This is a genomic window from Sulfuricurvum sp. (genome assembly GCF_028713855.1).
GTDB lineage: Bacteria > Campylobacterota > Campylobacteria > Campylobacterales > Sulfurimonadaceae > Sulfuricurvum.
In genome coordinates this window covers 138,524-157,997 of the sequence record NZ_JAQTNN010000004.1, presented here as the reverse complement: position 1 = coordinate 157,997, position 19,474 = coordinate 138,524, and the positions used below count along the sequence as shown (strand labels likewise).

At 43.4% G+C, this 19,474-nt stretch carries 19 protein-coding genes; 10 read left to right on the top strand and 9 right to left on the bottom strand.

Annotated elements, in window-relative coordinates:
• Positions 1 to 6 precede the first annotated feature (6 nt).
• Positions 7 to 261 (bottom strand): high-potential iron-sulfur protein, encoded by a 255-nt coding sequence (locus tag PHI47_RS05605; RefSeq protein WP_299934759.1) that lies wholly within the window; start codon positions 259 to 261, stop codon positions 7 to 9.
• A 210-nt stretch (positions 262 to 471) separates the two neighbouring features.
• Here PHI47_RS05605 and PHI47_RS05600 point away from each other — a divergent pair, with 210 nt between their 5' ends.
• Positions 472 to 2,094 carry a YcaO-like family protein gene (locus PHI47_RS05600; RefSeq protein ID WP_299934756.1) on the top strand — a complete coding sequence of 541 codons (1,623 nt, stop codon included), beginning with the start codon at positions 472 to 474 and terminating at the stop codon, positions 2,092 to 2,094.
• Between the two features lie 14 nt (positions 2,095 to 2,108).
• Here PHI47_RS05600 and PHI47_RS05595 read toward each other — a convergent pair whose 3' ends face one another.
• Complete coding sequence (locus PHI47_RS05595; RefSeq protein WP_299934753.1) at positions 2,109 to 3,902, bottom strand: HD domain-containing phosphohydrolase; 1,794 nt, start codon at positions 3,900 to 3,902, stop codon at positions 2,109 to 2,111.
• A 168-nt stretch (positions 3,903 to 4,070) separates the two neighbouring features.
• Between PHI47_RS05595 and PHI47_RS05590 the strand changes: the two genes are divergently transcribed.
• The gene (locus PHI47_RS05590; protein WP_299934750.1) at positions 4,071 to 4,901 is read left to right on the top strand and encodes a GGDEF domain-containing protein; all 831 of its coding nucleotides are present in this window, start codon (positions 4,071 to 4,073) and stop codon (positions 4,899 to 4,901) included.
• A 32-nt stretch (positions 4,902 to 4,933) separates the two neighbouring features.
• On the opposite strand, the gene PHI47_RS05585 is transcribed toward PHI47_RS05590, so the two are convergent.
• Positions 4,934 to 5,521 carry a hypothetical protein gene (locus tag PHI47_RS05585; protein WP_299934747.1) on the bottom strand — a complete coding sequence of 196 codons (588 nt, stop codon included), beginning with the start codon at positions 5,519 to 5,521 and terminating at the stop codon, positions 4,934 to 4,936.
• A 293-nt stretch (positions 5,522 to 5,814) separates the two neighbouring features.
• Here PHI47_RS05585 and cysK point away from each other — a divergent pair, with 293 nt between their 5' ends.
• From cysK to cobA, 8 genes are all read left to right on the top strand, one after another.
• Entirely contained in the window at positions 5,815 to 6,750 is a 936-nt protein-coding gene (gene cysK / locus PHI47_RS05580; RefSeq protein WP_299934744.1) for a cysteine synthase A, read from the top strand.
• Between the two features lie 23 nt (positions 6,751 to 6,773).
• Complete coding sequence (locus PHI47_RS05575) at positions 6,774 to 7,004, top strand: DUF2061 domain-containing protein (RefSeq protein WP_299934740.1); 231 nt, start codon at positions 6,774 to 6,776, stop codon at positions 7,002 to 7,004.
• Positions 7,005 to 7,013: 9 nt separating this feature from the next.
• A complete protein-coding gene (locus PHI47_RS05570) occupies positions 7,014 to 7,721 on the top strand; it encodes a phosphoadenylyl-sulfate reductase (protein ID WP_299934737.1) in 708 nt (235 codons plus the stop codon).
• Between the two features lie 119 nt (positions 7,722 to 7,840).
• Positions 7,841 to 8,752: a sulfate adenylyltransferase subunit CysD gene (gene cysD, locus PHI47_RS05565; RefSeq protein ID WP_299934734.1), complete on the top strand. Its 912-nt coding sequence runs from the start codon at positions 7,841 to 7,843 to the stop codon at positions 8,750 to 8,752.
• Positions 8,752 to 10,161, top strand: a complete 1,410-nt coding sequence (cysN, locus tag PHI47_RS05560) for a sulfate adenylyltransferase subunit CysN (RefSeq protein ID WP_299934732.1) — start codon at positions 8,752 to 8,754, stop codon at positions 10,159 to 10,161. The genes cysD and cysN overlap by 1 nt, the downstream gene beginning before the upstream one ends.
• Before the next feature lie 10 nt (positions 10,162 to 10,171).
• Positions 10,172 to 11,752 carry a nitrite/sulfite reductase gene (locus tag PHI47_RS05555; protein ID WP_299934730.1) on the top strand — a complete coding sequence of 527 codons (1,581 nt, stop codon included), beginning with the start codon at positions 10,172 to 10,174 and terminating at the stop codon, positions 11,750 to 11,752.
• On the top strand, positions 11,724 to 13,031 hold the full coding sequence (locus tag PHI47_RS05550; RefSeq protein WP_299934728.1) for an aminotransferase class V-fold PLP-dependent enzyme: 1,308 nt from the start codon (positions 11,724 to 11,726) through the stop codon (positions 13,029 to 13,031). Before PHI47_RS05555 ends, PHI47_RS05550 begins: the two co-directional genes overlap by 29 nt.
• Positions 13,028 to 13,837 (top strand): uroporphyrinogen-III C-methyltransferase, encoded by an 810-nt coding sequence (cobA, locus tag PHI47_RS05545; RefSeq protein ID WP_299934726.1) that lies wholly within the window; start codon positions 13,028 to 13,030, stop codon positions 13,835 to 13,837. The genes PHI47_RS05550 and cobA overlap by 4 nt, the downstream gene beginning before the upstream one ends.
• On the opposite strand, the gene PHI47_RS05540 is transcribed toward cobA, so the two are convergent.
• The 6 genes from PHI47_RS05540 to PHI47_RS05515 form a co-directional block, all read right to left on the bottom strand.
• Positions 13,830 to 14,243 (bottom strand): Rrf2 family transcriptional regulator, encoded by a 414-nt coding sequence (locus PHI47_RS05540; RefSeq protein WP_299934723.1) that lies wholly within the window; start codon positions 14,241 to 14,243, stop codon positions 13,830 to 13,832. The genes cobA and PHI47_RS05540 overlap by 8 nt on opposite strands.
• A gap of 82 nt (positions 14,244 to 14,325) precedes the next feature.
• On the bottom strand, positions 14,326 to 15,513 hold the full coding sequence (locus tag PHI47_RS05535; RefSeq protein ID WP_299934720.1) for a hypothetical protein: 1,188 nt from the start codon (positions 15,511 to 15,513) through the stop codon (positions 14,326 to 14,328).
• 110 nt (positions 15,514 to 15,623) lie between these two features.
• Positions 15,624 to 16,400 carry a polysaccharide deacetylase family protein gene (locus PHI47_RS05530; RefSeq protein WP_299934717.1) on the bottom strand — a complete coding sequence of 259 codons (777 nt, stop codon included), beginning with the start codon at positions 16,398 to 16,400 and terminating at the stop codon, positions 15,624 to 15,626.
• A 54-nt stretch (positions 16,401 to 16,454) separates the two neighbouring features.
• Positions 16,455 to 17,591 carry an ABC transporter permease gene (locus tag PHI47_RS05525; protein WP_299934715.1) on the bottom strand — a complete coding sequence of 379 codons (1,137 nt, stop codon included), beginning with the start codon at positions 17,589 to 17,591 and terminating at the stop codon, positions 16,455 to 16,457.
• Positions 17,584 to 18,507, bottom strand: a complete 924-nt coding sequence (locus PHI47_RS05520; RefSeq protein ID WP_299934712.1) for an ABC transporter ATP-binding protein — start codon at positions 18,505 to 18,507, stop codon at positions 17,584 to 17,586. Before PHI47_RS05520 ends, PHI47_RS05525 begins: the two co-directional genes overlap by 8 nt.
• Positions 18,494 to 19,450 carry an HlyD family efflux transporter periplasmic adaptor subunit gene (locus tag PHI47_RS05515; protein WP_299934709.1) on the bottom strand — a complete coding sequence of 319 codons (957 nt, stop codon included), beginning with the start codon at positions 19,448 to 19,450 and terminating at the stop codon, positions 18,494 to 18,496. The genes PHI47_RS05520 and PHI47_RS05515 overlap by 14 nt, the downstream gene beginning before the upstream one ends.
• Between the last annotated feature and the right edge of the window lie 24 nt (positions 19,451 to 19,474).

Here is a 19,474-nt window from a genome sequence, read left to right as displayed (position 1 = left end):
ATAAGATTACGCTTTTTTGGGATCTTTTACGTAAAACGTACACCAACCTTCAGGATTTATTTTTCCTTCTACGAGTTTACATTCGTTTGAAGCTGCTAGAAAATGGAGACATTCTTTGCATTTTTTGCCGTTGGTGGATTTTTCCTGATATTTTACGGACATTTTAGTCACTTTAGCATATAAAGGAGAAGTCAAAAAAGTAACTGCCCCGATTGCCAACATATGTTTGAAAAAGCTTCTGCGGGATAAGGCTGTTGTCATTTCATATCCTTTTGGTTTAGCAACCGTTATGAGAGATGTAATACATGAAAATCCTACAGCGCAATCTATTAATGTATTATTATTTTTAATATATAATAAACTTGTTTCATAACGATAACGCTGTAAATATATTTTTCGTTATACTTTCGGTATAAGCGTAAGGGTCTTGGTTTCTCCGATTCACTGCACAATTTACTCATAGGTGAACCCATGAATCTACTCTCTAAAAATGCCCCAGTCGAAGAATCCATCAAGCGAATGCAGAACATATTAAACGAGATGGGGTGCAATGTCACCTACTCACGTGAAAAACATCCGCTCAATCATTGCTATTCGGTGAATCTCGCATCGATCGAAGCTCCGAAACATATCTATTCCAACGGCAAGGGGATTTACTCTGAAGCGTCTACGGCGAGCGCGCTGGGTGAATACATCGAACGGCTCCAAACCAATAACTTTTTTATCGATTTTCATCTGCCCCAGCGGAAATATTATCCCGATGAGGTGGCGTTTGATTTTGAGGGTGGATATCTCAACCCTCAATTAATGGAAGTCTATGATCCCAACCATGAACTAAGTCAGGATGAGCTGATCGATTTTAACAGTGATTATGAAGATAAAATTGTCGCATTGCCATTTCATAAACTCTCTTCGGATGAGGTGGTCTATTTCCCGATCAATATTCTCAGCAATCTTTATGTCAGTAACGGTTTGGCGACGGGGAATACGGCAAAAGAGGCACAGGTTCAGTCGATGAGTGAGATTTTAGAGCGGTATGCGAAAATCGAGATCATTAAAAACGGCTATGCTCTTCCGCACTACCATGATGAGTTTTTGCAGCAGTTCGAACGTCTTTACAGTGATTTGACAAAGTTGCGCGAACTCGGCTATATCGTGAATGTTTTAGATGCATCATTGGGGGGAAAATATCCTGTTACGGCGATTTCGTTTATCAATCCACTCAATGCTACCCTTTTCGTTTCATTCGGAGCTCACCCGATTTTGGAAGTATCGCTGGAACGGACGATGACCGAGTTGATGCAGGGACGCGGATTGGAAAATCTGGAGAGTTTTGAAGTACCGACATTTGATATGTCGATTATCTCGGAGAGTTTTAATCTGGAATCACATTTCATCGACTCAAACGGCAAGATGGGAATACAGTTTCTAAGCGCGAAAAAGAGCTTTGAGTTGGCTCCTTGGAAATACAGCGGAAGCAGTACGGAAGATGAGTTTGCCTACCTCACAGGAATTTTTGAATCCATGGGAAAAGAAGTCTACATCCGTGATTATAATTATCTCGGCTTTTACTCATGCCAGATGATCGTTCCCGGAGTCTCCGAAGTGTATCCGATCGATGATCTGATCTATAACAACCGAAATCGGGGCAAAATGTACCGCGAAGTAATTTTGAACTTTGAACAATTCGATCCTGAAGTCGTACTCGATGAGATCGAAGCACTCGAAGATCATCTCAATGTGGAAAAATTCATTGGGGTGATTTTTGAGGAGAATTTTACGATCGGAGAACTCAAAGCGCAGATGCATCTGTCGTTAGGGAATATCGAAGAAGCAGTGAGTTATTTGGAATTTAGCATCACACCGATGAATGTATTGGTGGTTGAATTGATCAAAATGGCGGAGTTTGGTCTTGAATTCAGTGATTACAGCCAAGCTTTGTATGATCTTTATAGCGTAGATCGGGTGGATAAAGCGGTCGAGATTGTAAGCGGAGAAGCGTTTTTAGTCAGCACGGCATTACATCGTGATTATGACAATATGCTTGAGATGTACGATCGGCTTGAAGTGAAAAAAGGGTTGATACTAAACTAATAGATTCTTTCTCTTTAGAGAGAAGGAATCTGTTTGCTGATGATAGACTCTTCGAGTTTACTGATACTGTCGATTTTCTTTTCGAGGAGATGGATGCTATTGATTGAAGTTGTAATATTTTTATCATGTAATAACTCTTCCATGAATGCATAAGAGGGAGTCATATCGATGAATTCTTGGCTCAGGATGATAAAGGTATCTCCGAATATACGGTAAATATGATAGTGTTGGAAGCGATTTTTTAGCAGATCACTAAATTTTTCAAGCAGAATATTTCCACTATGCCATCCCTTTTCACGATTGAATGCCATCAAGTTTTCCAGTGTGATGACCGTTGCAAACCGATATTCGAAAGTATGCTGATTTATTTTTAGAATGGATTCAAGCGCCCAGTGATTGTTCAATCCGGTCAATTGATCTTTGAGATAATAGGCAAATCGTTCTTCTTCCAAACTTGTTTTCGGGAACTGCTCGGCTGCATTGATTGTGACATCTTTTAAAACAGCGATGGCTATATCCGCAACCTCAGGATCAAATTGCGAACCTTTGTGCAATTCAAGCTCTTTAATTGCTTCCTCAACACTTTTGCGTGGTTTATAAATACGGTCAGTCGTCATAGCATCAAAAGCATCGGCAACAATCATAATACGAGAAAGCGGAGGGATTTGATCACCTGAAATCCCTTGGGGATACCCTTCTCCATCGTAGCGTTCATGGTGATAGCGCATGATTTCGGCGAGCTCTTTGTACATATCTACTTTTGAAAGAAGATCGTATCCTGCGGTGAGATGGTAATTGATTAGCTCTTTTTCAGTGGGCGTAAGCTTTTCAGGTTTCAGTAATATAGAATCGGGGATTGCGATTTTACCCACATCGTGTAATACGGCTGCCTCTTTGATTTTGTTAACGAGGGATTCATCGTGATACATGGCTCTCGTAATGATTTCACAGTAATGCGATACCCTCTGAGAATGTCCGGCGGTGTAGGAATCTCGTTTATCTATCAAATCAATGACGAGGGAAATCATACTTTGATAATTTTTGATTTTTTCAACCTCAGTGGCATGAAGCTGAAGCGATTTTTTTTCCATTGCTTTTGAAGCGGCAATAATCGCACCACTTACCAATATCCAAATGAGAAAGAACCAGATATAGGCATTAATCAATGTCTGCCGTGTCATGTCTATAAATGCTTTTAAGGGGACAGAGATAGAAACACCACCGCGTATATCACCGACTTTATTTTCGGATGGGTTGTGACATTTGAGACAGCTTATTTCGACATACATCGGAATCATCATCCGGATGTATTCACCCTCATTGCTCTGGTGCAGCTCATAAAAATCTGTTTTTGTTGGATTGGCTTGGAGATAACGAAGTGCTTTTTCCTCCCAAGGATTGGCCCTATTTACGGGATTAAGCGGTTTTAGGGACGATATTCTCGTTTTTTCACCGTAGAGTGTTCCGTAGCTTTCCATCATTTGTCGTAACACGTAGGATGAATTCATTAGAGTAAGTGATTTTTCAGCCGGAGTTTTAATATCTCGTTCAGGAACGTGAGACAGCCAAGGGCTTGGGGGAGTCCTATTATCGATCGGAACGTAAACCCCGCCGTGTGAAATGACCCATTCACGGCTTGCAAGATCTTTGTTAAGGGCTGTTTTGGCTGTATTTTTGGCGAGTTCAATAATTTCTTGAGAGTGTTCGTGGTGATAAAAAAGGGCTGCGATGAGAACTAAAAAAGTCCATCCAATCACTTTGATCCATTGTGATCGTCGATAGGCTGAGACGATGTCCTGATCTTCCATATTTAGCCTTTTTTGTAACTATAGTATATATTATAAACTAAAAAAGGGGTATTTTAACCTTTATAATTTTTATAAATAGTTATACAAAAAATCGTAGTAAATTACACTGTTTTAGCTATACTTTTAAAAATATATACTTATATATTGTACAAAAGGAGGAGAAGAAGAATGTATGAAAATCAAGACATTTTGCAACGTATTTCTACTGAAACGATCAACTCTGCTAATGCTTTAAGCGTTGTCACCCCAAGTATTTATTCCAGTTTATTTTTTAAATTTGCAGCAGAACATGGATTAGAGATAGAGGATGAAGTCAATATCGCTGAGAATGAATTAAATGAAAAAATTTCACTATTTACCAATTTAAACAACGAAACATCCAAAAATATGCAACAGTTGAGCGAAAGTACCAATAAAGCTATACATGCGATTCAAGAGAAAGATGAAACTGTACTCAATGAGGTTTTATCGGAGACCAAACTGCTGCGTGAAGAGATTGAAAAGCTCAAAGCCTCTGTCTATAAAGATGAACTAACGGGTGTGTTTAATCGAAAATGGCTGCATGATACTTTTTTAGACGGAGAGACTCAGCGTTTTAAGTGTGCAGGAACGTTTGTGATGATCGATTTAAATTATTTCAAAATTATAAATGATACTTTCGGGCATATTATCGGGGATAAAGTTTTAATCTATATCGCAAATAATTTAAAAAAAGTAGATAAGAATATCATACGATACGGAGGAGATGAATTTATGATTCTCTTTTCGGATACGGTTTCAGAAACGGATGCATTACATAAACTTCATAGTTTAAGAGAAGATATTTTAAGTAAGAAGCTAAAGGCACACGAAACGACGTTTAAACCAAGCTTTTCATTTGGAGTGAGTAAGTTTCAAGTACATGATAGCCTGATCGATGTTATAGAATCAGCCGATAAGAAAATGTATGATGACAAAATCGCGATCAAAAAAAGAGTCACCGGTATTGAAATCGGTTAGAAGTACAAAAGGGTTGGATTCCCAATCTACCTTCAAGGGGTATGTGAAGTCGGGAATGACGAATTCTCTTCGGTAAAAAGCTTCAAAATCTTCGAATATTCTCCAAATGCTTGCTTATACAGATGTTGAGTGTGATTGTTGCTCTCATACAGCTCCGTTGCACTCATCCCGCTCTCCAGTGCATTTTTTAGTAATTTTGTCCGTCGCAGGTAGGTAAAGGCAAGATTCGGGAAATGCTCATGAATTTTATCACGAATCATCACTGCGTCATTGGGATTTTCTATCATATTAGCAAAAACCAAAATCGTTTTCTCTCTAAAATGTTTAATGAATATTAGACTTTTCATAATAGAGTTAAGATCATTGGTCGTCGGCAGAATAATAATATCCGATTCTTGCAGTATTTCATTGGCATGAGGGTTTTCAAATCCTCCGAAATCGTAAACCGTATCAGGGTAGAGGGGAATTTTATTCGGATAATAACGGGCATTTTTATATTTGTTAAGGACGACCGACATATCGTTTGTTGCATAACGGTAACGAAGATCTTTTGCGAGTGAGAAAGCAAGAGAGGTTTTACCCACCCCCCCTTTGGTTGAAGCAATAGAGATAATAGCCATATATATCCTCTAATTTTTTGGGAATGGTAGCATAAATAGTAAAATCGGGTTCAAATTATAGCAATTTTGCTCTATTTAGAGCTACTAACTCTATATCCTTAGTAATTCACTATGAATTGTATGCTTTTTAAAAGTCCGTAAAATAGGGCATCAGAAATAAAATACGCAATAAATACAACTAATTCAATAGAATTACTTGACAATAAAAAAATATCCTCCTATAATTTCTCAAATTTAAAAAATGAATGAGAGTTCATCTTTAGAGAGAATCTCATCCGCGAAAGGAGTGAATTATGAAAATTGCAGCCAATGTTACGGAACTTATCGGGAATACACCGCTCATTACGTTAAATCATTTTTCAAACGGATCGACAACGATCATAGGAAAATGCGAATTTATGAATCCATCAGGTTCGGTCAAAGACCGGATCGGATGCAATATGATACTCCAATCCTTGCAGCGTGGTGAGATTACGGATGAGAGTGTCATCATCGAACCGACAAGCGGAAATACAGGTATTGCGTTGGCGAGTGTCGCCGCAAGCCTAGGATTGAAGTTGATATTAACAATGCCAAGTTCAATGAGCTTGGAGAGACGACGCCTTTTAGCGGCGCTTGGAGCGCAAATCGTTTTGACAGAACCGGAAAAAGGGATGGGCGGAGCGGTTGTAAAAGCAATCGAATTGGGAGCCTCAATTCCCGGTGCAATCGTTTTACAACAGTTTAATAACTTGGACAATCCTGAAATCCATCGTCAAACGACGGCAGAAGAGATATGGAGAGATACCGACGGGAAAATCGATATCTTTGTTGCGGCTATCGGAACAGGCGGAACGATTACAGGTGTGGGGGAAGTACTCAAAAAGTACAACCCGAACATTCAAATCATTGCGGTTGAACCGGATGCTTCGGCAGTCCTTTCGGGCGAACCGGCAGGTCCGCATAAAATTCAGGGGATCGGAGCAGGGTTTGTACCTAAGGTTCTCAATCGTGAAATATACGATGAACTCGTTCGGATAACCAATGCGGAAGCAATGGAAACGGCACGAACAATAGCGAAAAGAGAGGGACTTTTGGTAGGTATTTCTTCCGGAGCCAATGTTGCTGCGGCTGAGAAAATCGCGGCACGGGCGGAAAATAAAGGGAAAACGATTGTAACAATCCTGTGTGATACCGGTGAACGGTATTTGAGTACTGAATTGTATGAATACCCTCCTGAAAATGTCTGATTGAAGAGAAAAGTAGGATAACCATGCAAGAGAAACACTATCGCAGTATTATCAAAGCCATTTCATGGCGAACGGTCGGAACGATCGATACGATGGTCGTATCTTTTTTTGTTACGGGAAATCTTGTGATGGCGATTTCGATCGGATCGGTCGAAGTAGTGACCAAGATGGTTCTGTACTATTTCCATGAACGAGCGTGGAATAAAACAAATTTCGGAAGATTAAAAGTTGTCGAAAACGATTATCAGATATAGGGTGAAGAGATGAATGGAGATTTTAATTTATTAAATGAATGGTTTGCAGATGTATCGGTAGAAAAGGTACTCACCCATTTTTTACAGACCTATAAAGCGCGTATCGCTTTGGCTTCGAGTTATGGTGCGGAAGATCAGGTTCTAACCGACATGATCGCAAAAATTGACCCTGTAGCAAAAATATTTACGCTCGATACGGGTCGTCTTCCCGAAGAGACGTATACGGTGATGGATCAGACCAATAAAAAGTACGGTATCAAGGTCGATGTTTATTGTCCACAGCAAAGTGAAGTGGAGAAACTCTATCAAATGCAGGGGATTAACGGATTCAGAGAGAGCGTTGAAAACCGAAAAATGTGTTGTCAGGTTCGTAAAATCGAACCGCTTCGCCGAGCTCTGGAAGGTCTTGACGTATGGATTACAGGTTTACGACGTGCGCAATCTCCGACGCGTGAGACGATGCAGCTTATCGAATGGGATGAAGCTAACTCTCTTATAAAACTTAATCCGCTTATCGAGTGGAGTGAAGAAGAAGTTTGGGACTATATTAAAAAGAATAAAGTCCCTTATAACGCGCTGCACACGCAAGGCTATCCGAGTATCGGATGTGCTCCGTGTACGAGAGCGATACGTGAAGGAGAAGATATCCGCGCCGGCAGATGGTGGTGGGAAAATCCTGAGCACAAGGAGTGTGGACTCCATTTAAAAGGGAACTAACAATGAAAAAGTTGTTGGATTTTTTATATGGAATACTCGATGATGACGAGTATTCGCATCGCAAAGAGTTGGCTGATTGGGCTATTTTTATTTAATCAATAGGTAGAAAAGGAGAAACGATGATACCTCATGAGAGAAAAACACATTTGAAGGCATTAGAAGCCGAAGCGATTCACATTATGCGTGAAGTGGTTGCGGAATTTGAGAATCCGGCAATGCTTTATTCGATCGGTAAAGATTCATCGGTGATGCTCCATTTAGCGATCAAAGCATTTTATCCGGCGAAGCTGCCGTTTCCACTGCTGCATGTCGATACGACATGGAAGTTTAAAGAGATGATCGAATTCCGTGATAAACGGATTAAAGAACTTGGATTGACTTTACTCACGCATGTGAATCCTGAGGGGATTGCACAGGGGATTAACCCCTTTACACACGGGAGTGCGGTTCATACCGACGTGATGAAGACGGAAGGGTTGAAACAGGCATTAAATTATTATGAATTTGATGCCGTTTTCGGCGGAGCGCGACGGGATGAAGAGAAAAGTCGGGCGAAAGAGCGGATCTATTCCTTCCGCGATAAAAACCATCGCTGGAATCCGAAAAATCAGCGTCCGGAATTATGGAATATTTACAATGGACGGATTCACAGCGGGGAGAGCATTCGGGTATTCCCTCTTTCAAACTGGACGGAGCTGGATATTTGGCAATACATCTATTTAGAAGGTATCCCGATCGTACCGCTTTATTATGCGGCACCGCGTCCGGTAGTCGAACGTGACGGAGTGAAAATCATGGTGGACGATGATCGTTTTCCGCTTAATGAGGGAGAAGTCCCTACGATCGAAAACGTCCGCTTTAGAACCTTGGGATGTTATCCCCTAACCGGAGCGGTGGTGAGTGATGCGGTCACTTTGCCGGACATCATCCAAGAGATGCTTTTGACAAAAACGAGCGAACGCCAGGGTCGTCTGATCGATGCCGACAGTTCTGGTTCAATGGAAAAGAAAAAAATTGAAGGATATTTTTAATGGCACATCAATCCGATTTGATAGCCACCGATATCGAGGGCTATCTTCATGAACAACAACACAAAGAGTTGCTCCGCTTTATTACGTGCGGCAGCGTAGATGATGGCAAAAGCACCTTGATCGGTCGTCTTTTGCACGATTCAAAAATGATTTTCGAGGATCAACTCGAAAGTATTAAAAATGACAGTAAAAAATCGGGGACGACGGGGGATAAAATCGATTTGGCCCTCCTCGTTGACGGTTTGCAGAGTGAACGGGAACAGGGAATTACGATCGATGTAGCGTATCGCTATTTTTCGACTGATAAGCGCAAGTTTATCATCGCTGATACTCCGGGTCATGAACAATATACCCGAAACATGTCGACAGGGGCCTCTACGGCAGACTTAGCGATTATTTTGATTGATGCTCGATACGGAATAGTGACACAGACGCGTCGCCATTCGTATATCGTCCGTCTTTTGGGAATACGCAATGTCGTTGTTGCCATCAATAAAATGGATTTGGTCAATTTTGATCAAGAGGTCTTTGATAAGATCAATGCGGAATATCATGCCTTTGCCAAAGAATTGGGGATTCAGGGGATTTATTCCGTACCGCTTTCGGCGTTGGACGGAGACAATGTAGTCACGAAGAGTGAACGGAGCCCTTGGTATCAAGGATCAACGCTTTTGGAGATTCTTGAAGAGGTTCCTCTCGCCACTGCGGCAGTTGATGCGCAATTTCGAATGGTAGTGCAATATGTTAACCGGCCAAATCTTGATTTTCGGGGATTTTCGGGGACAATAGCCTCCGGAACGGTTCGTGTAGGTGATCGTATCACGACGTATCCTTCCGGAAAACAGGCAACGATAAAATCGATTGTAACCTATGATGGCGATTTGGAATCTGCCTCTACCGGTGATGCGATAACGTTGCTTTTGAATGAAGAGATCGATATCAGCCGCGGAAATGTTTTGGTTAAAACGCACGAGAGTATTTTGCAGAGCAATGCGTTTAGTGCCAATTTGGTTTGGATGGATGAGGAGAAGTTTCTCCCAGGTAAGAGTTATTTATTTAAACGTGCATCAACAGTCACAACCGTGTATGTTGAGGGGATTGACTACCGCGTGGATGTTAATACTCAAGAACGTCATGATGCCGAGTCTTTAGGACTCAATGACATAGGATCGGTACGTTTGGTGTTAGCCGAATCGATTGCATTTGATTTGTATGAAGAAAATCGAGAGATGGGGGGATTTATCCTCATCGATAAAATTACTAACAATACCGTAGCAGCCGGAATGATTACCCAAAGCACGGAGAAGGAGAGAACGGTACAAAAAAGTGCCGTATCTGAATTTGAGATAGAGCTCAATGCTCTTATTCGGCGGCATTTTCCGCATTGGAATGCCGCGACAATCGTTTAAGGAAGATGTTATGGCGAATGAAACAAAAGCGGAGCGTATCGAGCGTATTAAGCGCGAGAAAGATGGATTGGAGGTCATCGCCGACATCTATCGATATGCTACAACAGGTGACGTGATTGATCCTGAAGATATCGATCGGTTTAAATGGTACGGTATCTATACCCAAAACCGAAATCTTCAGGAAGCGGATGATGAGACACAGTATTACATGCTTCGTGTCAAGCTTGAAGGAGGATATTTATCCTCTCAACAAGTCGAAGTATTGGGAGAAATCTCGGTTCAGTTCGCTCGTGAAAGCGGCGATCTTACGACACGGCAGGACATACAGTTTCATTGGCTTAAAATAGAGGATTTTCCGGAAATTTTGGAACGTCTTTCGAGCGTTGGTCTGAGTGTGCTTGAAGCATCGGGAGACTGTCCTCGTAATATCGTGAGCTGTCCGGTGAATGGTATTGATCATGCCCAAATTGATGATGTCCGTGACGTTGTACTTGCGTTGAACAATTTGTATCGGGGAAATCCCGATTTTTCGAACTTGCCAAGAAAGTTCAAAATCGGCGTGAGCGGATGTAACAAACATTGTATCCAGCACGAAGTACAGGATTTGGCCTTCACCGCTGTCAAAAACGGTGATGAGCTCCGATTCAGTGTCAGTGTCGGAGGCGGTCAAGCGAGTAACCGACGTATTGCCGATCATATCGGCTATGTGAAACGTCGGGATATTGTGAAAATTGCCGAAGCAGTAGCTCGTATCTATCGTGATTTTGGTCGGCGTGATAACCGTTCCAAAGCCCGTTTGGGACATTTAGTCGAAGAATGGGGTGTAGAGCGTTTTGTGAGTGAATTGGAAAAAGAATCGCATGTTGACTTAGAACGTTATGATGCAGCGCCGTTTACACCGTATCCGAGACGCAGCCATTTTGGCGTCGGAGCAACGGTCAAAAAAGGGTATAACACGATAGGGTGTGCCTTGACCAGCGGTCGGATCAAGGGTGAAAACCTGTTGAAACTCGGACGTATCCTAGACCTTTACAAGGCTGAGGGGATTACACTGACGACGACGCAGAATTTCGTGATTTTGAATGTTCATACCGATGCAACGGAACCGATGATCGATACGCTTCAAGCGGTTGGATTTCATCCCTATCCATCGGTTTTTGAAGCGCGGACATTGGCGTGTACGGGGCTGAATTTTTGTAAGTTTGCGGTGAGTGAGACAAAAGATTTGGCGATTGAGGTGGTGAACTATCTGAATGGCAAATTCCCCGATTTTGATGAACCGGTGAGTATCAGCATTAACGGCTGTCCGAACTCGTGTGCCCATCCTCATATCGTTGATCTGGGGTTTGTCGGTGCGATCGTAAAGCGGGGCGATGAACGACTCAAAGGGTTTGATCTGATCGTTGGAGGTCATCTCGAAGGTGAACAAAGCCGTTTCGCCGTAAAAACGGGGGTCAAGGTTGCTTCTGATGAAGTCGCTGTGTTGATCGAGTCATTGATTAACGATTTTGAGAGCAGCAACAGCAGCGATTTTGGAAATTTTTTATTGGAGAAATACGATCATGAATCAACTATTTCGTCCACTCCTTGAAAAAGGTGATAAATTTAAGCAGATAGGTCGTAATACGATCGGGATACATAAAAAGACTTATTTCGATTTTACCGCGTCCGGTCTGGCGTATGAACCGATCGAAGCGCGTATTCATGAAGTGCTTGAAACCTATGCAAACACTCATTCGAAAGAGGCGTCGATGGCGGCTCGAACCGATAACTATTATCGTCAGGCACGTGAGCATCTAAAATCGCTTTTGGGTCTGGATGAGGGGTTTGCCTTAATGCCGTGCGGATGCGGTGCTACGGGTGCTGTTAAACGGCTGCAGGAAGTATTGGGACTCTATATCCCTCCCGCAACTCGGGCACGTTATAAGGCGTTACCGCCCCTTAATGAGCTTCCGTTGGTGATCGTTGGACCGTATGAACATCATTCCAATGATATCAGTTACCGTGAAGCGCTTTGCGAGACGGTAAGGGTCGGATTGAATGCCAAAGGGTTGGTCGATCTTGAACAGCTTGAGAGTATTCTCCAAGAGAATGCAGACAGAGAGATTATAGGGACATTTTGCATCGCTTCGAATGTAACCGGAACGATTACTCCGTATGCGGAGATATCGGCAATACTTCGTCGTCATGGCGCGGTTGTCTGTTTTGATGCGGCGGCTTCGTCACCGTATATCAACATACCGTGCGAATTGTACGATGCGATGTTTTATTCACCGCATAAACTTTTGGGCGGTCCGGGATCGTGCGGATTGTTGGCTATCCGAAAAGATTTGTTCGATATGGATGCCAAGCCGACCTTTGCAGGGGGTGGAACGGTGCGTTATGTGAGCCGCACCAGCCACTTTTTTGTGGATGAAGTGGAAGAGCGTGAAGATGCCGGTACACCGGGAATTTTACAGCTTATACGTGCCGCATTGGCATATCAGCTTCGTAATGAGCTTGGGTTCAAGTGGATTGCTTCACGGAAAAAAAGTTTATACAAACGTTTTATCGAAGGGTTAAATAAGATTGAGGGAGCAACCTGCTACGGCTGTCGAAAGGCAGAAAATATCGGGATTGTTTCATTTAATATTAAACATATTGACCCGTATGCATTGTGTGAAATTTTGTCCGAGTCGGACGGATTTCAAACACGTGCGGGATGTTCATGTGCCGGACCTTACGGACATGATCTGTTAGGATTGGAGGATGATACCCCTTTCCAAACGCGGCCGGGATGGCTGCGGATTAGTATCCATTATTCGCAGGAGAGCAGTGATATCGATGCGTTGTTGGAGGCTATTAGAAAATCGATAAAGAGGCTCGAATGACAAAAATTATTCACAACAATTCAGCCGAAACCAATTATTCGTTTTCGGCGAGAAAAGGAAAAGTATACCTCGTAGGCTGCGGTCTGGGGGATGTAGAACAGTTGACGCTCAAAGCGTATCGGATTATCCAAGAAGCTCAGATCGTTTTGTATGACCATCTCATCACGGATGAGATTTTGGCATTGATTCCATCTGAAACACGTAAAATCTATGTCGGCAAACCAAAAAGCTGCCACAGCATCAGCCAAGAACGGATAAATACGTTAATTGCTGATTATGCGGGGCAGGGATTTAGTGTTGCACGCCTTAAAAGCGGTGATCCCTATATTTTCGGACGGGGTGCGGAAGAAGCACTTTATTTGGGAGAACAGGGGTATCAGGTAGAAATTGTGGCCGGTATCTCTTCATCAGTAGCCGGACCGGCATGTGCCGGAATTCCGCCGACCGCGAGAGGATATGCTTCCAGTTTTTCTGTGGTATCGGCACATCTGAAAGATGCTAAGTTTAACACAGATTGGATACCGCTTTTGAAAGTACCCAATCATACGACTGTGGTATTGATGGGGTTAAGTTTGGCAGGCGCTATTCGTAATGCAGCTCTGAAATCAGGAGTAGCAAGGGATTTTCCGATAGCGATCGTTGCCAATGCTTCCCGTCCTGAACAGCAAAGCGTTGTAACAACCTTGGCAGGATTGACAAAAGCGGCAAAATTGGTCACAGGTCCGGCCGTAATCGTGTTTGGAGAGGTCGTAAAACTCTATGGAAAACTGCCGCAGTATCAACTGCAACAGGTGGAAATTAAATAAAATACATTGATTGTTGATCCAGAGCATTCCCTTGATCGACGAGATCTTGGAGTGTTTCGTGAAAAACACCTTTCATATCTTCTCGAATTCGGTTCCAATATATATACAAAATAGCTTGTAACCGCTCATCAGAGGGGTTACAAAGTTCCCCTTCCAAAGCGATTAATATGTCAAATACTGAGATTGTATTGGGAGCTTTTGCGAGCAAGTAACCGCCTCCCGCTCCACGTATACTTTGAATCAATCCTTCTTTACGTAATGTTGCAAGAATTTGTTCCAGATAGTTTTGCGGAATATTGGCTTTTTCGGCAATATCACGAATTTGAAGATGACCTTGTCCATAATGAAGTGCTAACTCATACATAGCGGCGAGACCATAGCTGCCTTTTGTCGAAATACCTGCCAATGTTATCTCCTATTGGATAGTGTAGAGACATTGTATTCGAGTTAGCGTTAATATACCATTAATTAGATCGATTTATAAGAGATTATTCGCTCTCTTTAGGCGATTTGAATGATTTGACGTCTATTCGGCGAGGGGGACGTTTCGGTGTAGCCGGTGCTTCTGCGGGCTTTCGGTCATTGTATGGTTTTTTATCTCCAAACGCTTTTTTGTCACCGTATGGCTTTTTATCACCAAAAGCAGGCTTGTCGCCATAAGGTTTTTTGTCTCCAAATGCTTTCTTGTCACCGTATGGTTTTTTTTCTCCGAAAGCAGGTTTATCACCGAAAGGCTTTTTATCTCCAAACGCTTTCTTGTCACCGTATGGTTTTTTATCACCAAATGCAGGTTTGTCGCCATAGGGTTTCTTGTCTCCAAACGGTTTTTTATCCCCGTAAGGCTTCTTGTCCCCGTACGGTTTTTTCTCTCCATCGGCTGGTTTTCGCCCATCGGAACTTCCGGCTTTGTCACCAAAAAACTTCGGTTTGCTGCTGTAAGGAGTTTTGGTCGCTTTTTCAGTATCGGAGCGAGGTGTTCCGTCGATGTAATGGTTGCGTTCGCGGGTTTTCCCCTCGAAGATCGGTTTACCGCTTTCATCTTTACCGACAAAGCGAGGTTTACTGTTATGCTGTTTTTTAGAAGTAAATCCGTCATCCACACCGCGTGCAGGTCGACGATCACTGCGTGCATCATCGCGTACGCGTTCCGGGCGTGCATTGGTATCACGGATCGGTTTTTTATCACGATTTCGCGGATCTGACGCATCACGAGCTTCCCGCTCATCACGTCGTGCTTTTGCTTCGGCTTTTTGCTGATTGTCTACGGCGATTCCGAAATCGGGTTCGAATCCTTTGACCACTTCTTGAGTAATGGTTCGTCCGTTGAGTAATTCGATAGGATAGAGCCGTTTTTGATCTTGTTCATCGAGGGTGATGAGAGCGTATTCACTCGCTCGGGCAAAGCGTGACATATAGACGATCGCTTTTTCAGGGAGGTCATAACTGATAAGCACTTCGCAGCGAAGATCGGGAGTTTCTGCCAAAGCAGCATCACATAAAACGGTGATGTTTTTTCCGGCGAAAAGGGTAGTGAGTTCTTCGTATTCATTCGAAGTAACGATCAGAATCTTTTTTCCGGCATTGCGTTCGATTAAAAAATGGATAAGTTCATTTTTGCGTGGACGGTTACACGGGTGGATACGATGGTTCTGGCGTTTGATAGGTGTCGATGACATAAAATAGTCCTTGGGTACATAGGCCTCATCTAAGAGGGGGGATAAGCGGTCGTTGAAGAATGTCAAGCGTAGACCGAAGACGCAAATGATTATGTAATTATAGCGTAATTCTATCGGTACGCTTTAATCACCAGTAATTCATCAAGGCGGAGAAAGGTATAACCCAGTTCCGTGAGTTTTTCGATAACCCTCGGGAGCGCACCCACACTGGTCGGATTTCGGTGCATCAGGATAATATCGCCGTTTCGGATGTTGTTTGTGACATTGGTTACAACGGCATCGGGATCTTTGAGTGTCCAGTCTAGCGAATCGAGTGACCAGAGGACGGTGGTCATTCCTTGTGCATTGACAGTATCCACAACGAGGGGATTGATCGAACCATAGGGTGGTCGATAAAGGAGTGGGTAGTGTCCGGTAATCGTCTCGATACGCTCTGCGGCTTGGGTTAGTTGTTGGGTGATGGCACTTTCATTGAGATCGGTGAGACGCGGATGGTTAAACGTATGGTTGAGGACAAGATGACCTTCATCGCTTGCTCTTTGGACTACGGTGGTATTACTATCAACCATGGTGCCGCCGATCATGAAAAAAGCCGCTTTGACATTATGGGTTTTGAGAATATCGAGGAGCTTGCAGGTGTTGTTCTCATCGGGGGCATCATCGAAGGTGAGAGCGATCGTTTTATTCATAGGTGAGCCGTTGACAATCACATTGGTGTAATTTCCCTCTTTAACGGGGGTGATGGTATTCGTGCGCCATTTGTCTAAAAATTGAGTTAGGTTGGCATCCAGAAGGGGAGATTCTCCACGAATGTCATAAATAACACGCGTATCGGCGAAAAGGGCAAGATGAAAGAGGAATGTGAGAATGAAAAAAAGTTTAGACATAGGGACCATTTCAATACAAAATAGGCGAAATTATAGCGAGATAAGGTCTATTTTTTAGTCGAGGGTCTTTTTATAAAACTTGACAGCTAAAATCATCGTTAGCAGACAAATAAGCATAAGAGGCCACATGTTTGGCCATAAGGCCGCAAAATCGTTCCCTTTTAAAACAACACCTCGGATCAGGCGGTTGAAATAGGTGAGTGGAAGCAGTTCCCCTACATGCTGAGCCCAAGTCGGCATTCCTGAAAAGGGAAACATAAAGCCTGAGAGCATGATGCTGGGGAGAAAATAAAAGATGGTGAGCTGTAGCGCCTGCAACATATTTTGTGCCAACGAAGAGATGGTGATCCCGATGGTAAGATTGACGACGATGAAGAGCAGGGCAACACCGTAGGCCAAAATGATTGAACCGTTAAACGGAACGTTAAAGACAAAATACGATGCACATAAAATAAGGGTAGCTTGGAGAAGACCGATAAAGACGTAGGGGATGATTTTCCCTGTCATAATCTCCAGAGGCCGAGCAGGGGTGGCGAGGAGATTTTCCATCGTCCCCCGTTCGCGTTCACGCGTGATAGCCAATGCGGTCATCATAGTAAGGGTCATGGTCATCAGTGTCCCCATGAGACCGGGAATGATATTGTACTGGTTGATACCGTTGGGATTATAGAGGCGATGAATCCGTACATCAAATGGTTTTTGCAGATTGGCAAATCCTGCAAGCGCTCCCGTTAAATCTTTTTTAGCGACCTGTGTGGCTATACCTTCGATCGATAGCAGTGCCGTTGATACGGTAACGGGGTCGGTAGCATCGGCTTCGAGAAGTAATGAAGGTTTTTCACCGCGCAGAAGTTTTTGGGTAAAATCAGCAGGGATGGTGAGGATAAAAAGTATTTTTCCTTTTTTTAATGCGTCTTGCGCATCGTTGGGGGTCGTATAATGGGTATCGATTGCATAGTATTGTGATGTCTGCATAGCCGATATGAGGGTACGGGTAAACTCGCTTTTGTCATACGAGACGACGGCGGTGGGGAGATGTTTGGGATCGGTGTTGATGGCAAAACCGAAAAGTGCAAGTTGGATGATAGGGATTCCAACCATCATGGCGAAGGTGACACGGTCACGTTTGAGCTGTAGAAACTCTTTGATGATAATTCCCCACCATCGTGAGAAGCTGAAGGCATTAAACACTCTCATCTCCAAAATTATCTTGGGTTTGTTTCATCAGATAGATAAAAACATCTTCGAGCGACGTGGGAATGGGCGCAAAGTTTTGTCCTTCTAATAGAGTTTCGATCGCTTGTGGATTTTTTCCGCTCACATGGAGTGTTGTACCGAAAATAACGGTTTGCTCGATGGCCTCATGCCGTTCAAGAAATTTGGAAATATCCATCAGATTTTCACCTCGTATCTCGTAGGTAGATAGACCTTGCGTCTGAATAATATTTTTGGCACTTCCTTGCGCGAGGAGATTTCCATAGGCGATGTAGGCGAGCTTGTGACATCGTTCAGCCTCATCCATATAGTGGGTACTTATAAGTACTGAAACCCCCTTTGAAGCCAGTTCGTGAAGTTCTTCCCAAAAATCGCGCCGTGCACTGGGATCGACCCCTGCAGTCGGCTCATCCAAAAGCAGCAGTTTGGGATGGCGAAGCATACAGGCCGCTAGGGCAAGACGCTGTTTCCATCCGCCGGAGAGTGAGCGTGCGAGTTGGGATGAGCGGGAGGTGAGTCCGAGGGTTTCGAGCGCTTCGTCGACAACGTGCTTACGGTTGGCCAGCTCATACACCCGTGCGACAAAATCGAGATTTTCGCGAATACTCAAATCTTCCCAGTAGGAGAATTTTTGGGTCATATACCCCACTTCGCGCTTGATGGCATCACTTTGGGTTGCTATATTGTATCCGAGGCAGTGTCCTTCACCGCTATCGGGAGTCAAAAGTCCGCACATCATCCGAATGGCGGTTGTTTTACCGCTTCCGTTTGGTCCTAAAAATCCGACGATTTCACCGCGCCCCACTTGGAGCGAGAGATTTTTGACAACATGTTTATCCCCGAAATATTTGTTGAGATCTCGAACATCGATCGCATAATCAGGAGTGTTCAAGAGAAACTTCCACAGGCTGACCGGGATGGAGTAATGGAGCATCGGAACTCAGCGGATAGGCTTCGATCATATAAATGAGTTGATCTTTGGTTTCGTTACTGTAAATGATCGGAGGGGTATATTCCGCTTCCGTTGAAATATAGGTAACATGTGCGGAGAGCTTTTTCCCGTCACTGCGTGAAACGATGGTCAGATTTTGATTGACGGTAAGTTTTTCAGCGATATTCTGCGGCACAAAAAAGCGTATTTTCCGATTTTGCGGCGGGAGTAAACGTACCACGATTCCCCCCATAGGGACGAATTCTCCTTCACGGTACAACGTGTCAAATACGATTGCATCGGAGGGTGATTTACGCGCTTTTTCGCTCAACTTCCACGTGGTTTGGGTGATTAGCGCCTGAATTTGATCTATTTTGGCTTTTTGGGCTTCAATACGGTCGCTACGATCACCGATCTGGGCGACCTTCAGGGTTTTTTGCAGTTCATTCACCAACGCCGCACTTCTATGAGCGGATGCTGTCGTGTTATCGAGTGCTTCTTTGGAGAGAGCGTTAGCTTTATAGAGTTCTTGGTTACGGTTAAGTTGTTCTCTAAAATTATCGGCATCCGCTTTGGCTTGGGTGAGTTTGGCTTTGATAACATCGAGTTCTTCGGTACGGGAACCTTTTTGCATATCGTTTAGCACCGCTTGCGCTGAGGCTAATTCGGATTCATTTTGATGAAGCTGTGCCGTTTCATTTTCAGAATCCAATACAAAGAGGGGTGAATCGGCTTTTACATTGTCTCCCCGTGACACAAACAGCTTATCGAGTCTTCCGCTTTGAGATGAGGCTATGTTGACGTATTCGCCCTCAACATAGCCTTGATACGTTATCGGTTCATCTTTTTTGCATCCGGTAAGTATCAACACGGATAAGAGAAAAAGGAGAAATATTTTTGGCATCGATGACCTTCGTATAAATACGTT

What these genes read in the sequence shown, in the direction of transcription:
- cysD (WP_299934734.1), top strand. Translation starts at nt 7,841, where the DNA reads ATGATACCTCATGAGAGAAAAACACATTTGAAGGCATTAGAAGCCGAA.
- PHI47_RS05550 (WP_299934728.1), top strand. Translation starts at nt 11,724, where the DNA reads ATGAATCAACTATTTCGTCCACTCCTTGAAAAAGGTGATAAATTTAAG.
- PHI47_RS05575 (WP_299934740.1), top strand. Translation starts at nt 6,774, where the DNA reads ATGCAAGAGAAACACTATCGCAGTATTATCAAAGCCATTTCATGGCGA.
- PHI47_RS05595 (WP_299934753.1), bottom strand. Translation starts at nt 3,902, where the DNA reads ATGGAAGATCAGGACATCGTCTCAGCCTATCGACGATCACAATGGATC.
- PHI47_RS05590 (WP_299934750.1), top strand. Translation starts at nt 4,071, where the DNA reads ATGTATGAAAATCAAGACATTTTGCAACGTATTTCTACTGAAACGATC.
- PHI47_RS05555 (WP_299934730.1), top strand. Translation starts at nt 10,172, where the DNA reads ATGGCGAATGAAACAAAAGCGGAGCGTATCGAGCGTATTAAGCGCGAG.
- PHI47_RS05600 (WP_299934756.1), top strand. Translation starts at nt 472, where the DNA reads ATGAATCTACTCTCTAAAAATGCCCCAGTCGAAGAATCCATCAAGCGA.
- cysN (WP_299934732.1), top strand. Translation starts at nt 8,752, where the DNA reads ATGGCACATCAATCCGATTTGATAGCCACCGATATCGAGGGCTATCTT.
- cysK (WP_299934744.1), top strand. Translation starts at nt 5,815, where the DNA reads ATGAAAATTGCAGCCAATGTTACGGAACTTATCGGGAATACACCGCTC.
- PHI47_RS05570 (WP_299934737.1), top strand. Translation starts at nt 7,014, where the DNA reads ATGAATGGAGATTTTAATTTATTAAATGAATGGTTTGCAGATGTATCG.
- PHI47_RS05535 (WP_299934720.1), bottom strand. Translation starts at nt 15,513, where the DNA reads ATGTCATCGACACCTATCAAACGCCAGAACCATCGTATCCACCCGTGT.
- PHI47_RS05530 (WP_299934717.1), bottom strand. Translation starts at nt 16,400, where the DNA reads ATGTCTAAACTTTTTTTCATTCTCACATTCCTCTTTCATCTTGCCCTT.
- PHI47_RS05515 (WP_299934709.1), bottom strand. Translation starts at nt 19,450, where the DNA reads ATGCCAAAAATATTTCTCCTTTTTCTCTTATCCGTGTTGATACTTACC.
- PHI47_RS05605 (WP_299934759.1), bottom strand. Translation starts at nt 261, where the DNA reads ATGACAACAGCCTTATCCCGCAGAAGCTTTTTCAAACATATGTTGGCA.
- PHI47_RS05585 (WP_299934747.1), bottom strand. Translation starts at nt 5,521, where the DNA reads ATGGCTATTATCTCTATTGCTTCAACCAAAGGGGGGGTGGGTAAAACC.
- cobA (WP_299934726.1), top strand. Translation starts at nt 13,028, where the DNA reads ATGACAAAAATTATTCACAACAATTCAGCCGAAACCAATTATTCGTTT.